The 14,760-nt window shown below is 60.2% G+C and carries 12 protein-coding genes; 1 reads left to right on the top strand and 11 read right to left on the bottom strand.

All coding sequences use genetic code 11. From position 1 onward, the window contains the following. Positions 1-6 precede the first annotated feature (6 nt). Positions 7-258, top strand: coding sequence for a hypothetical protein (locus BT179_RS14250; protein WP_072393580.1), 252 nt, complete (start codon positions 7-9; stop codon positions 256-258). Between the two features lie 74 nt (positions 259-332). Here BT179_RS14250 and BT179_RS14245 read toward each other — a convergent pair whose 3' ends face one another. The 11 genes from BT179_RS14245 to sdhC all read right to left on the bottom strand — a co-directional run bounded on the left by BT179_RS14245 (position 333) and on the right by sdhC (position 14,581). Continuing rightward, the gene (locus tag BT179_RS14245) at positions 333-1,070 is read right to left on the bottom strand and encodes a DUF599 domain-containing protein (protein WP_072393583.1); all 738 of its coding nucleotides are present in this window, start codon (positions 1,068-1,070) and stop codon (positions 333-335) included. 280 nt (positions 1,071-1,350) lie between these two features. Further along, on the bottom strand, positions 1,351-2,664 hold the full coding sequence (brnQ, locus tag BT179_RS14240) for a branched-chain amino acid transport system II carrier protein (protein WP_072393587.1): 1,314 nt from the start codon (positions 2,662-2,664) through the stop codon (positions 1,351-1,353). Between the two features lie 516 nt (positions 2,665-3,180). After that, the gene (sucD, locus tag BT179_RS14235; RefSeq protein ID WP_053149972.1) at positions 3,181-4,065 is read right to left on the bottom strand and encodes a succinate--CoA ligase subunit alpha; all 885 of its coding nucleotides are present in this window, start codon (positions 4,063-4,065) and stop codon (positions 3,181-3,183) included. After that, complete coding sequence (gene sucC, locus BT179_RS14230; protein ID WP_003179235.1) at positions 4,065-5,231, bottom strand: ADP-forming succinate--CoA ligase subunit beta; 1,167 nt, start codon at positions 5,229-5,231, stop codon at positions 4,065-4,067. Before sucC ends, sucD begins: the two co-directional genes overlap by 1 nt. 196 nt (positions 5,232-5,427) lie before the next feature. Beyond that, positions 5,428-6,864 carry a dihydrolipoyl dehydrogenase gene (lpdA, locus tag BT179_RS14225; RefSeq protein WP_072393589.1) on the bottom strand — a complete coding sequence of 479 codons (1,437 nt, stop codon included), beginning with the start codon at positions 6,862-6,864 and terminating at the stop codon, positions 5,428-5,430. A gap of 110 nt (positions 6,865-6,974) precedes the next feature. Next, positions 6,975-8,204 carry a 2-oxoglutarate dehydrogenase complex dihydrolipoyllysine-residue succinyltransferase gene (gene odhB / locus BT179_RS14220; RefSeq protein ID WP_072431594.1) on the bottom strand — a complete coding sequence of 410 codons (1,230 nt, stop codon included), beginning with the start codon at positions 8,202-8,204 and terminating at the stop codon, positions 6,975-6,977. A gap of 42 nt (positions 8,205-8,246) precedes the next feature. After that, entirely contained in the window at positions 8,247-11,078 is a 2,832-nt protein-coding gene (locus BT179_RS14215) for a 2-oxoglutarate dehydrogenase E1 component (protein WP_072393595.1), read from the bottom strand. A 262-nt stretch (positions 11,079-11,340) separates the two neighbouring features. Beyond that, complete coding sequence (locus BT179_RS14210; protein ID WP_039594133.1) at positions 11,341-12,045, bottom strand: succinate dehydrogenase iron-sulfur subunit; 705 nt, start codon at positions 12,043-12,045, stop codon at positions 11,341-11,343. Between the two features lie 11 nt (positions 12,046-12,056). After that, entirely contained in the window at positions 12,057-13,829 is a 1,773-nt protein-coding gene (gene sdhA, locus BT179_RS14205) for a succinate dehydrogenase flavoprotein subunit (protein ID WP_072393598.1), read from the bottom strand. A 3-nt stretch (positions 13,830-13,832) separates the two neighbouring features. Next, positions 13,833-14,201: a succinate dehydrogenase, hydrophobic membrane anchor protein gene (gene sdhD / locus BT179_RS14200; protein WP_047698960.1), complete on the bottom strand. Its 369-nt coding sequence runs from the start codon at positions 14,199-14,201 to the stop codon at positions 13,833-13,835. Then, positions 14,195-14,581, bottom strand: coding sequence for a succinate dehydrogenase, cytochrome b556 subunit (sdhC, locus tag BT179_RS14195; protein ID WP_172679607.1), 387 nt, complete (start codon positions 14,579-14,581; stop codon positions 14,195-14,197). The genes sdhD and sdhC overlap by 7 nt, the downstream gene beginning before the upstream one ends. Between the last annotated feature and the right edge of the window lie 179 nt (positions 14,582-14,760).

The raw sequence follows: 14,760 nt of genomic DNA, 5'->3' as shown, positions 1-14,760 counted from the left end.
CACCCCATGCGTAAGACTTTGACTATTGCCTTGATGTTGGCTGCCTCCCTCGGCCTCGCTGCCTGCGACAAGAAATCCGAAGACAAAGCTCAAGATGCCGCCCAACATTCGGAGCAAGCTCAGCAGGACATGAACAAAGCACAGGATAAAGTGAACGACGCGGCGAAAGAAAACGCCGAAGCCGCCAAAGCCCAGGCCGAATCGAACGAAGCAGCAACGCAGGAACAAGCCCCTGCAACCGCGCCTAAAACCAACTGATCCGGTTTTAGTGACAAAAGAAAACCCGCCTGGTGCGGGTTTTCTTTTGTCTGCATTCTGGCGGGACCAATGAATCAGGCCGCTTCCCGGCTCACTTCGCTGGGTGGCGCTTCGGTCGGGGTGTAGACCATGACATCCAGCACGTCGGAATGAAACTCCCGGCGGTACAGCACAAATACCACGCCGGCGCTCATCAACATGAACAACCAGGGGCTGACGAACCAGGCCAGCATGGTCATGCCGAAGTAATAAGAGCGCAGGCCGAAGTTGAACTGGTTGGCCGCCATCGAAATGACCCGGGCCGCCCTGAGCGCAAAGGCCTTGCGCTCCTGCTCCGACACATGCCGCTCGCCGATCATCGGCGCAGAGCCCACCAGCACCGCCGCGAAATTGTATTGGCGCATGCACCAGCTGAACGTGAAGAATGCATAGACGAACACCAATGCCAGGCACAACAGCTTGACCTCCGCCAGCCCCTGGGAAGCCTGCTGCACCAGCGGCAGGTCGGCCAGCAGCGACACCGCCCGATCGGACGCCCCGAGCACGGTCAGGATACCCGCCAGGATAATCAGCGTGCTGGAGGCGAAAAACGAGGCGTTGCGCTCCAGGTTACCGATCACGCTGGCGTCGGCGATGCGGTTCTCGCGCAGCAGCATGCGACGCATCCAGTCCTCGCGATACAAGTGCATCACGCTCGCCAGACAAGCCGTGTCACGGGCTTTCCAGGTGGCATAGCGGGTATAGCCGCCCCAGCAGACGATGAACCAGACAGCGGCAAGCAGATGGGACAGGTTGGCTTGGATGAATGACATTCGATTTCCTGTATATCTAAAAACATGACGTCTAAAGCCAGACGCGCCTTGAAATGCCGACCTGTGGGAGCGAGCTTGCTCGCGATTGCGATCTATCAGACACGTTGATGCTGCTGATCTGGCGCTATCGCGAGCAAGCTCGCTCCACAGGTGCTGTGTACGCCTTTCAGACACTGCTTCGACGTTAGCGCACGAAAAAAGACACTGCACCCAAAAAAATGCCCCGTATCGATTGATACGGGGCATTTCGGTTGTGGCCGGTGAATCGGCCTGAAGCTGCTTAAGCCAGAGCTTCGCTGCGTTTGCCCAGCAGGCGATCGCACACCACGGCAACCACCAGGGTCATCACCGAAGGCACCAGCCAGGCCAGGCCTTGTTCGCTCAACGGCAATTGGGCCAGTTGCGCCGGCATCCAGTCCGCCAGACCGGCGCCCTTGAGCGCATCGACCAGGCCAAACAGGAACGACACCAGCATCACCGGGCCGACAATGCGACTCTGCTCATGCCAGAAGTCCTTGCAGAAACTCAGGGCCACCAGGGCGATGCATGGCGGGTAGATCGCGGTCAGGACCGGGATGGAGAACGCAATCAGCTTGGTCAGGCCCAGGTTGGACACCAGTAGTGAAAACGCTGCCAGGATCACCACCAGGGTCTTGTAGGACAGCGGCAGGACACGGCTGAAGTATTCGGCACAGGCGCAGGTCAGGCCAACGGCGGTCACCAGGCAGGCCAGGGAAATCAGCACCGCGAGGAAGCCGCTGCCCAGGCTGCCGAAGGTGTGTTGCACGTAGGCATGCAGCACAGCGGCGCCGTTAGTCGCCCCTGCGGCCACTTCATGGCTGCCGGAACCGAGGCGGAACAGGCTGACGTAGACCAGCGCCAGGCCCACCCCGGCAATCAGCCCGGCGATGATGGCGTAGCGGGTAATCAAGGCTGGCGATTCGACACCCCGGGAACGGATCGCGTTGACGATGACGATGCCGAACACCAATGCGCCCAACGTGTCCATGGTCAGGTAACCATTGATGAAGCCCTGGGAAAACGGCGCCGCCACGTATTCCGGTGTCGCCACGCCGATACCGCCGGCAGGCAGGGCGAACGCGGCGATCCCCAGCACGGCCAGGGCAATGATCTTCAGCGGTGCGAGGAACCGTCCGACGGTATCCAGCAGACGGCCCGGGTAGAGCGAAATGAAGAACACCAGGAGGAAGTACACGGCACTGTAGATCAACAGGGCCAGCGGGCTTTCGCCGGTCAATGGCGCCAGGCCCACCTCGAACGAGACCGTGGCGGTGCGCGGCGTGGCGAACAGCGGGCCGACAGCCAGGTAGCAGACCGCGGCCAGCAACCCGCTGGCGACCTTGCCGATGGGGCTGCTCAAGGCATCCATCGCCCCGCCCACCTTGGCCAGCGCAACGACGGTGACAACCGGAAGGCCGACCGCGGTGATCAGGAAGCCCAGCGCCGCCATCCAGACATGGGGCCCGGACTGCAAGCCGACGATTGGCGGGAAAATGATATTGCCGGCCCCGACGAACAGGGCAAATGTCATGAAACCAAGTGCCAGGATGTCCTGGCCTTTCAACACTTTCATTAAGGAAACCACACTGCTGAATCGGAATTTAGAGAGGGATTTCCCTTATGGGTGAGGGAAATGTTGTCGATCCGTATGGGACCGACCCGTTTAGCGCGTCGCTTCCTTGTGGGGAGCGGTCGCAAAAATGGCTGCTAGCCTAACGAATCCGTGCAGAAAACGCACTGTTACGGGGCGCACTATCCGATACACGACATTTCAATGTCGCGTTTACGTATCTATTTTTCCCTCATCACACTCCTGATAGACAGGGGATGACCTGTGGCGAGGGGATTCATCCCGCTGGGCTGCAAAGCGGCCCCAACAAGGTGGCCGCATTCTTCCAGATAAACCGCGCTCGATTGCTTGGGGGCTGCTTTGCAGCCCAGCGGGGATAAATCCCCTCGCCACAGATAAATCCTCCACCACAGACTAAGGCCCTCTGCGCAGAAACAATGCGTAGATCCAACAGGCCAGAAACGACAAAGGCCACCCGGAGGTGGCCTTTGTTGCTGGAACGAAAAGGTCAGCCGAAGCTTACTTCTTCATTTCCCAGCCAGTCAGCTCGGCCAGGGCCTTGCCGATGTCTGCCAGCGAACGCACGGTTTTCACGCCGGCGTCTTGCAGGGCAGCGAACTTCTCGTCCGCAGTGCCCTTGCCGCCGGAGATGATTGCGCCAGCATGGCCCATGCGCTTGCCCGGAGGAGCAGTCACACCAGCGATGTAGGACACGACCGGCTTGGTCACGTTGGCCTTGATGAAGGCAGCGGCTTCTTCTTCAGCGGAACCGCCGATCTCACCGATCATGACGATCGCTTCGGTCTTCGGGTCTTCCTGGAACAGCTTCAGGATGTCGATGAAGTTGGAGCCTGGGATCGGGTCACCGCCGATGCCGACGCAGGTGGACTGGCCGAAACCGGCGTCAGTGGTCTGCTTCACGGCTTCATAGGTCAGGGTGCCGGAACGGGACACGATACCGACCTTGCCTGGCAAGTGAATGTGACCTGGCATGATGCCGATCTTGCATTCGCCTGGAGTGATCACGCCTGGGCAGTTAGGGCCGATCAGGGTGATACCCAGCTCGTCGCACTTGACCTTGGCTTCCAGCATGTCGATGGTAGGGATGCCTTCGGTGATGCACACGATCAGCTTGATGCCGCCGAACGCCGCCTCAAGGATGGAGTCCTTGCAGAAAGGAGCCGGAACGTAGATCACGCTGGCGGTGGCGCCAGTGGCAGCAACAGCGTCCTTGACGGTGTTGAAGACAGGCAGGCCCAGGTGCTCGGTGCCGCCCTTGCCCGGAGTTACGCCGCCAACCATCTGGGTGCCGTACTCGATGGCTTGCTGGGTGTGGAAACTACCTTGCGAACCGGTAATACCCTGGCAGATAACCTTGGTGTCTTTATTGATCAGGACGCTCATTATTTGCCCTCCGCAGCTTTTACGACTTGTTGAGCAGCGTCGGTCAGGCTGGTAGCAGCGATGATGTTCAAACCGCTTTCTGCCAGTACTTTAGCGCCCAGCTCAGCGTTGTTGCCTTCGAGGCGAACAACAACCGGGATTTTCACGCCGACTTCTTTCACGGCGCCGATGATGCCTTCGGCAATCATGTCGCAACGAACGATGCCGCCGAAGATGTTGACCAGTACTGCGGCGACGTTGGTGTCGGACAGGATGATCTTGAACGCTTCGGTTACGCGCTCCTTGGTAGCGCCGCCGCCCACGTCGAGGAAGTTGGCTGGCTTGCCGCCATGCAGGTTGACGATGTCCATGGTACCCATGGCAAGGCCGGCACCGTTGACCATGCAGCCGATGTTACCTTCCAGGGCCACGTAGTTCAGTTCGAACTTGGCAGCGTGCGCTTCGCGCGGATCGTCCTGGGACGGATCGTGGAAAGTCTTCAGCTTCGGCTGACGGTACATGGCGTTGGCGTCGATGTTGATCTTGGCATCGAGGCAGTGCAGGTCGCCGTCGGCCTTGATCACCAGCGGGTTCACTTCCAGCAGCGCCAGGTCATGATCCTGGAACAGCTTGGCCAGACCTACGAAGATCTTGGCGAACTGAGTGACCTGCTTGCCTTCCAGGCCCAGCTGGAATGCCAGCTCGCGACCCTGGAATGGCTGGGCGCCAACCAGTGGATCGATGGTGGCCTTGAGGATTTTCTCAGGGGTATCGTGAGCGATCTTCTCGATGTCCACGCCACCTTCGGTGGAAGCCATGAACACGATGCGGCGGCTCGAACGGTCGACGACAGCGCCCAGGTACAGCTCTTTAGCGATATCAGTGCACGATTCAACCAGGATTTTGGTGACCGGCTGACCGTTGGCGTCAGTCTGGTAGGTCACCAGACGCTTGCCCAGCCACTGCTGTGCGAAGGCTTTGGCGTCTTCTTTGCTGCGAACCAGCTTTACGCCGCCCGCTTTACCGCGACCACCGGCGTGAACCTGGGCTTTGACAACCCACTCGCTGCCGCCGATTTTGTCGCAAGCTTCTGCTGCCGCTTCCGGGGTGTCTACCGCGTAGCCTGTGGATACTGGCAGGCCGTATTCAGCGAACAGCTGCTTACCCTGATACTCGTGAAGATTCATGCTTATTACCGTCTTCGTTAGGTACTGCGCATTCGGTGCTGCACCAGTTTAGTGCCGCACCACCTGTGACTGCTGCTTGCGTAGCCTTCCGGTGAACCGGCAGAGCTACGCAAGACTGCGTCCAGCGGACATTCCGCGGTGAGTCTTGCGCGCAAGGCTCACGACGGGCCGAACCGCCGTGGTTTCTTATTATCTATTAACGCTTCTTGCGGTTGGCCACGTGGATGGCGCCGCCATTTACGGCCAGGGCCGCTTCGTGCAAGGCTTCGGACAGGGTCGGATGGGAGAAGACCATCATGCCCAGGTCTTCAGCGCTGGTGCCGAATTCCATACCGATCGCGCCTTGCTGTACCAGCTCGGCAGCGCTTGGGCCAATGACGTGAACGCCCAATACGCGGTCCGTCTTGGCATCGGCGATGACTTTCACGAAACCGCCGGTATCGTTGGCTGCCATGGCACGGCCACTGGCGGCGAACGGGAAGGTGCCGACGTTAACTTCAACGCCTTCGGCTTTCAAGGCCTGCTCGGTTTTACCGACCCATGCGATTTCCGGGTGGGTGTAGATAACCGATGGGATCAGGTCGTAGTTCATCTGGGCCTTGTGGCCCTTGATGCGCTCGACGACCATGATGCCTTCCTCGGACGCCTTGTGGGCCAGCATCATGCCGCGGACCACGTCACCGATGGCGAAGACGCCCGGTACGTCGGTTGCGCAATGATCATCGACCGCGATGAAACCGCGCTCATCAATGTTCACGCCGCTATCGGCAGCCAGCAGGTCGGTGGTCACCGGACGACGGCCCACCGCGACGATCAGCTTGTCGAAGGTGATGGTCTGTTCGCCATTGGCGTCGGTGTAGTTCACCACGACTTCTTCGCCGTTGACCTTGGAGCCGGTCACGCGAGCGCCCAGCTTGATGTCCAGGCCCTGCTTGGTCAGGGTCTTGAACGCTTCCTTGGACACCGCGGTATCGGCAGCCATCAGGAAGGTGTCGAGGGCTTCCAGCACGGTCACTTGCGCACCCAGGCGCGACCAGACCGAACCCAGCTCGAGGCCGATCACGCCGGCGCCGATCACGCCCAGGCGCTTAGGCACGCTCTGGAATTCCAGGGCGCCGGTGGAGTCGACGATCACTTTCTGATCGACTGGAGCCGGTGGGATGTCGATCGGACGCGAGCCTGGCGCCAGGATGACGTTCTCGGCTTCGATCACTTCGACCGAGCCGTCGGGCTTGGTCACTTCGACCTTCTTGCCCAGCAGCAGCTTGCCGTGGCCCTGGATCGAGGTCACGCCGTTGGCCTTGAACAGGGTGGCGACACCGCTGGTCAGGTTCTTCACGATGCCGGCCTTGCGGCCAACCATCGCGGCGACGTCCATCTTGACTTCGCCGGTGGAGATGCCATGGACGTTGAAGCTTTCTTTCGCTTCCTTGTATTTCCAGGAGCTGTCCAGCAGCGCCTTGGAAGGAATGCAGCCGACGTTCAGGCAAGTACCGCCCAGGGCTTGCTTGCCCTCGCTGTCGGTGTATTTCTCGATGCAGGCAGTGGTGAGGCCAAGTTGTGCAGCCTTGATGGCCGCTACGTAGCCACCAGGGCCAGCACCAATCACTACCACGTCGAATTTCTGAGTCATGAGTCATTCCTTTTCGAATCAAACCGGACGGCCACTTGTGGTGACCGTCGTGGGACGAAACCGGTTGTTTCAGCAAGAGGCCGGTCAACCGACCGGCCCTCGCGGCGAAATCAGATATCCAGCAGCAGGCGAGCCGGATCTTCAAGCAGGTTCTTGATGGTCACCAGGAACGTCACGGCTTCTTTACCATCGATCAGACGGTGATCGTAGGACAGTGCCAGGTACATCATCGGACGAATCACGACTTGACCGTTGATTGCCATCGGACGCTGGATGATGTTGTGCATCCCCAGGATCGCTGCTTGTGGCGGGTTGACGATCGGGGTCGACATCATCGAACCGAATGTACCACCGTTGGTGATGGTGAACGTACCACCGGTCATCTCTTCGATGGACAGCTTGCCGTCACGGGCCTTCTTGCCGAAGGTGGCGATGCCGTTTTCGATTTCGGCCAGGCTCATCAGCTCGGCGTTACGCAGCACCGGAACCACCAGGCCACGGTCGCTGGAAACAGCAACACCGATGTCGGCATAGCCGTGGTAGACGATGTCGGAACCGTCGATCGACGCGTTGACGGCCGGGAAGCGTTTCAGCGCTTCGGTGGCAGCCTTGACGAAGAACGACATGAAGCCCAGGCGCACGCCATTGTGGGACTTCTCGAACAGGTCCTTGTACTTCGAACGCAGCGCCATGACTTCGGTCATGTCCACTTCGTTGAAAGTGGTCAGCATCGCCATGTTCGACTGGGCTTCGACCAGGCGCTCGGCAACCTTGGCCCGCAGGCGGGTCATCGGAACGCGTTTTTCAACGCGATCACCGGCCGCGAACACCGGAGCGGCAGCGGCAGGCGCAGCAGGCTTGGCCGGGGCAGCGGCTGGAGCGGCTTTCTTGGCTGCAACAGCGGCAACCACGTCTTCCTTGGTCACACGACCACCCTTGCCGGTGCCGGCAATGGAAGCGATGTTGATGCCGTTTTCTTCAGCGATCTTGCGGGCAGCAGGCGCGGCGACCGGGTCGTCTTCGCCATCGGCCGCTGGAGCAGCAGCCTGGGCGGCAGCCGGCGCAGCGGCAGCAGCAGCGGCCGGAGCGGCGGCGGCAGCACCACCTTCAACGATCGAGCCCAGCACTTCGTCGGACAGGACGGTGTCGCCTTCGTTCTTGACGATCGCGCCCAGCACGCCGTCGGCGGTGGCCAGGACTTCCAGTACGACCTTGTCGGTCTCGATGTCGACGATCAGTTCGTCACGCTTGACGGCCTCGCCCGGTTTCTTGTGCCAGGTGGCAACGGTGCCATCGGCAACCGATTCTGGGAAAGTGGGGGCTTTGATCTCGATAGCCATTATCTTGGGTTCCTTAAATTCGGTTTCAGGTGCTCGAAGGCGTTAAACGGTAAACGCGTCTTGCAGCAGTTGTTCCTGCTGCTCGGCGTGCATCGATGCGTAACCACATGCAGGTGCGGCAGAAGCCTCGCGGCCCGCGTACTCGAGTACGAGAGACTTGTTGAGGTAGCTGATGCTGCGACGCAGGTGGTGTTGGCTGCAGTACCATGCGCCCTGGTTCATCGGCTCTTCCTGACACCAGACAGCCGCTTTGGCATTGGTGTAAGGCGCCAGGACTTCCTTCAGGTCGTCCTCAGGGAATGGGTACAGCTGCTCGATACGCACGATGGCGATGTCTTCGCGGCCTTCGGCACGGCGTTTTTCCAGCAGGTCGTAGTAGACCTTGCCGCTGCACAGAACGACGCGTTCGACCTTGCTCGGGTCCAGGGCATCGATTTCCGGGATAACGGTCTGGAACGAGCCATCGGCCAGTTCTTCGAGCGTCGAAACGGCCAGCTTGTGGCGCAGCAGCGACTTCGGCGTCAGGACCACCAGGGGCTTGCGCAGCGGACGAATCACCTGGCGGCGCAGCAAGTGGTAGATCTGTGCCGGGGTAGTCGGCATGCACACCTGGATGTTGTGCTCGGCACACAGTTGCAGGTAGCGCTCCAGGCGCGCCGAGGAGTGCTCGGGACCCTGCCCTTCGTAGCCGTGCGGCAGCAACATGGTCAGGCCGCAGAGACGACCCCACTTGTGCTCGCCACTGGTGATGAACTGGTCGATCACGACCTGCGCACCGTTGGCGAAGTCGCCGAACTGGGCTTCCCAGATCACCAGCGCGTTCGGCGTGGTGGTCGAGTAACCGTATTCGAACGCCAGTACGGCTTCTTCCGACAGGAACGAGTCGTACAGGTCGAACAGCGGCTGGCCTTTGTACAGGTTCTTGAGCGGAATGTAGGTGCTGGCATCTTTCTGGTTGTGCAGGACGGCATGACGGTGCGAGAACGTACCGCGGCCGATGTCCTGGCCGGTCATGCGGATCGGGTGACCTTCGAACGCCAGGGTCGCGTACGCCATGGTTTCGGCGTAGCCCCAGTTGATCGGCAGGCCGCCGGCTTGCATCTTCTGACGGTCTTCGTAGATCTTCGCGACCTGGCGCTGAACCACGAAGCCTTCCGGGATCTCCAGCAGCTTGGCGGACAGTTCCTGCAAGGTCTTGAGGTCGAAACGCGTGTCGTGACGTGCAGTCCAGGCGTGACCCAGGTATGGGCGCCAGTCCACGAACAGCTCTTTGTTCGGCTCCTTGACCAGGCTTTTCACCACGTGCAGACCGTTGTCCAGCGCGTTGCGGTATTCGTCGACCTTGGCCTGGACGCGCTCGGCATCCAGTACGCCGTCCTGGATCAGGCGATCGGCATACAGCTCGCGGGTGGTGCGCTGCTTGGTGATCTGCTGGTACATCAGAGGCTGGGTACCGCTTGGCTCGTCCGCCTCGTTGTGGCCACGACGACGGTAGCAAACCAGGTCGATCACCACGTCGCGCTTGAACTGCATGCGGTAGTCGATGGCCAGCTGGGTCACGAACAGCACGGCTTCCGGATCATCACCATTCACATGGAGGATCGGCGCCTGGATCATCTTCGCGACGTCGGTGGCGTACTCGGTGGAGCGCGAGTCCAGCGGGTTGCTGATGGTGAAACCGACCTGGTTGTTGATCACGATGTGCACGGTGCCGCCGGTCTTGAAACCGCGGGTCTGCGACATCTGGAAGGTTTCCATGACCACGCCCTGGCCGGCGAATGCCGCATCACCGTGGATGGAGATCGGCAGGACCTTCTCACCGGTCGGGTCGTTGCGACGATCCTGGCGGGCGCGAACCGAACCCTCGACCACCGGGGAAACGATTTCCAGGTGGGATGGGTTGAACGCCATGGCCAGGTGGACTTCGCCGCCGGTGGTCATCACGTTGGACGAGAAGCCCTGGTGATACTTCACGTCACCGGAACCCAGTTCGACCTTCTTCTTGCCTTCGAACTCGTCGAACAGCTCACGCGGGTTCTTGCCGAAGGTGTTGACCAGCACGTTCAGACGACCACGGTGGGCCATGCCGATGACGACTTCCTTGGTGCCGTAGGAACCGGAACGCTGGATCAGCTCGTCGAGCATCGGGATCAGGCTTTCGCCGCCTTCCAGGCCGAAACGCTTGGTGCCCGGGTACTTGGTGCCCAGGTATTTCTCCAGGCCTTCACCGGCTGTCACGCGCTCCAGCACATGGGTCTTGATGTCGGCGGAGTACGTCGGACGCCCGCGCACGCTTTCCAGACGCTGCTGGAACCACTGGCGCTGCTCGGAATCGGTGATGTGCGTGAACTCGGCGCCGATGGTGCGGCAATATGTCTGCTGCAACGCTTCGTGAATTTCGCGTAGGCTCGCTTCCTCTTTGCCGATGAACAGGTCGCCGGCACGGAAGGTCGTATCGAGATCGGCATTGGTCAAGCCGTAATGAGTGATCGACAGGTCTGCAGGTGCAGGACGCTGCCACAGCCCCAGCGGGTCCAGCTGGGCTGCCTGGTGGCCTCGCATCCTGTAGGCCTGGATCAATCGCAGCACTTCGACTTGCTTCTTCTCGTGCTCGCTGCTCACGCTACCGGCAGATACCGGTTGAGCGCGGCGCTGGTTCTTCGCCAGCAGCACGAAATGATCGCGAATCGTAGAGTGCGAAACATCTGTGGCAGAGTTACCGTCGGCCGGCAACTTCTGAAAATAGGTGCGCCATTCTTCTGGCACAGCGTTAGGGTCGTGCAGGTAGAGCTCGTAGAGCTCTTCCACATAGGCAGCGTTACCACCGGAGAGGTGGGCACTGTTCCACATGCGCTGCATCACGCTTTCTTGCATGCTTGGTCACCCTCGATTAGGGGAACACCACCGGCGAAAACACCGAGCAAACTTGCAGAAGTCCGAGTGCAGCGACTAAAACAAGCCACTTAGGATCACGCTGATAGTCCGGGTACCAGCCCGGATGCCCCTGCTTGTCTCATTTCTTCAAAAATAAGAACCGCCGCTTTGTGAGCGGCTGTTCTGGTTATGCTACGACGCGGGTTGAAGCCCGCGCCCTAGCCTCTACGGGTACAGCGGTTCTACGGGTACAGCAGCTGAATCACACGCCGTTTTGCAGCAGCATGTTACGTACGTGACCGATGGCCTTAGTCGGGTTCAGGCCTTTCGGGCAGACGTTGACGCAGTTCATGATCCCGCGGCAGCGGAATACGCTGAACGGGTCATCCAGTGCGGCCAGACGCTCGGACGTCTTGGTGTCGCGGCTGTCTGCCAGGAAGCGGTACGCTTGCAGCAGGGCGGCCGGGCCCAGGAACTTGTCCGGGTTCCACCAGAAGGATGGGCACGAGGTCGAGCAGCAGGCGCACAGGATGCACTCGTACAGACCGTCGAGCTTTTCACGCTCTTCCGGGGACTGCAGACGCTCGATGGCCGGAGCCGGCGTGTCGTTCTGCAGGAATGGCTTCACCTTCTCGTATTGCTTGTAGAAGATGCTCATATCGACGACCAGGTCACGGATCACCGGCAAACCTGGCAGCGGACGCACGATCAGCTTGTTGCCCTTGACCACCGCCGACAGCGGCGTGATGCAGGCCAGGCCGTTCTTGCCGTTGATGTTCATGCCGTCGGAGCCGCACACGCCCTCGCGGCAGGAGCGACGATAGGAGAAACCTTCGTCCTGTTCCTTGATCAGGGCCAGCACGTCCAGCACCATCAGGTCCTTACCACCGGTATCGACCTGGAAATCCTGCATGAACGGCGCAGCGTCCTGATCAGGGTTGTAGCGATAAACACTGACTTGCAACATAGCGGTCACCCTTAATAAGTCCGGACTTTAGGTTCGAAAGTCGGAACAGTCTTCGGCGAGAAATTCACGGCACGCTTGGCGACACGTTTCTCACCCGGGAAGTACAAGGTGTGGCACAGCCAGTTTTCGTCGTCACGGTCTTCATAGTCTTCGCGGGCATGGGCACCACGGGACTCTTTACGGGTTTCTGCCGCGATGGCGGTGGCTTCGGCCACTTCCAGCAGGTTCTGCAGTTCCAGCGCTTCGATACGTGCAGTGTTGAACGCCTGTGACTTATCGTTGATCTTCACATTGGCAATTCGTTCACGCAGCTGCGCCAGCTGGGCGATACCCTTCTGCATGTACTCGCCGGTACGGAACACACCGAAGTAGTTCTGCATGCAGCTTTGCAGCTCGCGACGCAGGGTGGCGACGTCTTCGCCTTCGGTACGCTCGTTCAGACCGGCCAGGCGCTTGAGGGCCACGTCGATGTCGGTGTCGCTGGCGTCGCGGTATTCGATGCCGTCGGTCAGCGCCTTTTCCAGGTGCAGGCCGGCCGCGCGGCCGAAGACCACCAGGTCGAGCAGCGAGTTGCCGCCCAGGCGGTTGGCACCGTGAACCGATACGCACGCCACTTCACCCACTGCGAACAGGCCAGGGATGATTTCGTCCACGCCTTCGGCGTTCTGGGTGATGGCCTGGCCATGGATGTTGGTGGCAACGCCGCCCATCATGTAGTGGCAGGTTGGAACGACCGGAACTGGCGCGACGACCGGGTCGACGTGAGCGAAGGTCTTGGACAGCTCGCAGATGCCTGGCAGGCGGCTGTGCAGCACTTCCTCGCCCAGGTGGTCGAGCTTGAGCATCACGTGGTCGCCATTCGGGCCACAGCCGTTGCCGGCGATGATCTCTTTAACCATCGAACGAGCCACGACGTCACGACCGGCAAGGTCCTTGGCGTTCGGAGCGTAACGCTCCATGAAACGCTCGCCGTGCTTGTTGATCAGGTAACCGCCTTCACCGCGGCAACCTTCGGTAACCAGTACACCGGCGCCGGCGATGCCGGTCGGGTGGAACTGCCACATTTCGATGTCCTGCACCGGCACGCCGGCACGCAGGGCCATGCCGACGCCGTCACCGGTGTTGATCAGGGCGTTGGTGGTGGAGGCATAGATACGGCCGGCACCGCCGGTCGCCAGCACGGTGGCCTTGGAACGGATGTAGGTGGTTTCGCCGGTTTCGATGCAGATGGCGATTACACCGACAAAGGCGCCGTCCTGGTTCTTCACCAGGTCAACGGCGTAGTACTCGTTCAGGAACGTGGTACCAGCCTTCAGGTTGCCCTGGTACAGGGTGTGCAGCAGTGCGTGACCGGTACGGTCGGACGCCGCGCAGGTACGCGCAGCCTGGCCGCCCTTGCCGTAGTCCTTGGACTGGCCACCGAACGGACGCTGGTAGATACGGCCGGTTTCGGTGCGCGAGAACGGCAGGCCCATGTGGTCGAGTTCGAAGACCGCGGCCGGACCTTCCTGACACATGTATTCGATAGCATCCTGGTCGCCGATATAGTCGGAACCCTTGACGGTATCGTACATGTGCCAGCGCCAGTCATCGTTCGGGTCGGCCGAAGCGATGGCGCAGGTAATGCCACCCTGGGCGGAAACGGTGTGCGAACGGGTCGGGAAAACCTTGGTGATCACGGCAGTCTTGTGACCGCCCTGTGCCAGTTGCAGCGCTGCGCGCATGCCGGCACCGCCGCCACCAATGATGATGGCGTCGAAGGAAATAGTTGGAATGTTAGCCATGGATCAGATACCCCAGAGAATCTGCACACCCCAGACGAAGTAAGCGAACATCGCAACGCCGCATACTGCCTGGAAGAGGAAACGTACGGCAGTCGCCGACTTGCCGAACGCCATCTGCGTCAGGTAGTCGGTCGCGATGGTCCACATGCCGACCCAGGCGTGAGCGCCCAGTGCGACAAGGGCCAGCAGACTGAAGATACGCATCCAGTTGCTTGCGAACAGTTCATGCCATTGGGCATAGCCAAGGCCAGGGTTGGCGACCACATATCCGATCAGGAAAATGAAATAAGCCGCGAGAACGACCGCAGACACACGCTGCGCCATCCAGTCATAGAGGCCCGAACGAGAGAGGTTCGTAACGTTGGTTACCATATCCAGACTCCTGCCAGAACGATTACCACCACGGAAACGGCGATAACGATTTTCGAGCCCAGCTTGCCGCCTTCCAGCGTCTCACCGATGCCCATGTCCATGATCAAGTGGCGCACACCGGCAACCAGGTGATACAGCAAGGCGGACAGGATGCCCCAAATCACTAGCTTGGCTAGCGGACTGGTCAGACACGCTTTCACCTGACCGAAGCCTTCTTCCGAGTCGAGCGACTTGTCCAATGCATAAAGCATGATGGCCAGGCTGACGAAGAGGATGACACCGGAGATACGGTGAAGAATGGACGTGTAAGCAGTGACTGGGAGTTTGATGGTCCTTAGGTCTAGGTTTACAGGTCGTTGGCTTTTCACGGCTTTTTTCACACTGAAGAGCCCCTAAGAATCAGGGCAAAGTTGTTGCGGCGCGCACTGGTCAGGTACTCACCACCCAGGGAGTGACGACCCCCAGCAAAGCTGGCCCAAAAGCCCCTGGCGGTCGGCTGCCGAGTATAGACAGTTAGGTTACTAATGACAACGCGTTCACCTTCCACTGATGGCGCATT

Origin of the sequence: Pseudomonas sp. NFACC43, from assembly GCF_900119645.1 — a bacterium.
GTDB lineage: Bacteria > Pseudomonadota > Gammaproteobacteria > Pseudomonadales > Pseudomonadaceae > Aquipseudomonas.
The sequence above is the reverse complement of the archived record's forward strand: the minus strand, read 5'-3'. Positions and strand labels throughout refer to the sequence as shown.

Bases quoted from the DNA above. Each gene is read 5' to 3' on its own strand.
- lpdA (WP_072393589.1), bottom strand. From the start codon at position 6,864: ATGACTCAGAAATTCGACGTGGTAGTGATTGGTGCTGGCCCTGGTGGC.
- sdhD (WP_047698960.1), bottom strand. From the start codon at position 14,201: ATGGTAACCAACGTTACGAACCTCTCTCGTTCGGGCCTCTATGACTGG.
- brnQ (WP_072393587.1), bottom strand. From the start codon at position 2,664: ATGAAAGTGTTGAAAGGCCAGGACATCCTGGCACTTGGTTTCATGACA.
- BT179_RS14250 (WP_072393580.1), top strand. From the start codon at position 7: ATGCGTAAGACTTTGACTATTGCCTTGATGTTGGCTGCCTCCCTCGGC.
- sucC (WP_003179235.1), bottom strand. From the start codon at position 5,231: ATGAATCTTCACGAGTATCAGGGTAAGCAGCTGTTCGCTGAATACGGC.
- odhB (WP_072431594.1), bottom strand. From the start codon at position 8,204: ATGGCTATCGAGATCAAAGCCCCCACTTTCCCAGAATCGGTTGCCGAT.
- BT179_RS14215 (WP_072393595.1), bottom strand. From the start codon at position 11,078: ATGCAAGAAAGCGTGATGCAGCGCATGTGGAACAGTGCCCACCTCTCC.
- sucD (WP_053149972.1), bottom strand. From the start codon at position 4,065: ATGAGCGTCCTGATCAATAAAGACACCAAGGTTATCTGCCAGGGTATT.
- BT179_RS14245 (WP_072393583.1), bottom strand. From the start codon at position 1,070: ATGTCATTCATCCAAGCCAACCTGTCCCATCTGCTTGCCGCTGTCTGG.
- BT179_RS14210 (WP_039594133.1), bottom strand. From the start codon at position 12,045: ATGTTGCAAGTCAGTGTTTATCGCTACAACCCTGATCAGGACGCTGCG.
- sdhA (WP_072393598.1), bottom strand. From the start codon at position 13,829: ATGGCTAACATTCCAACTATTTCCTTCGACGCCATCATCATTGGTGGC.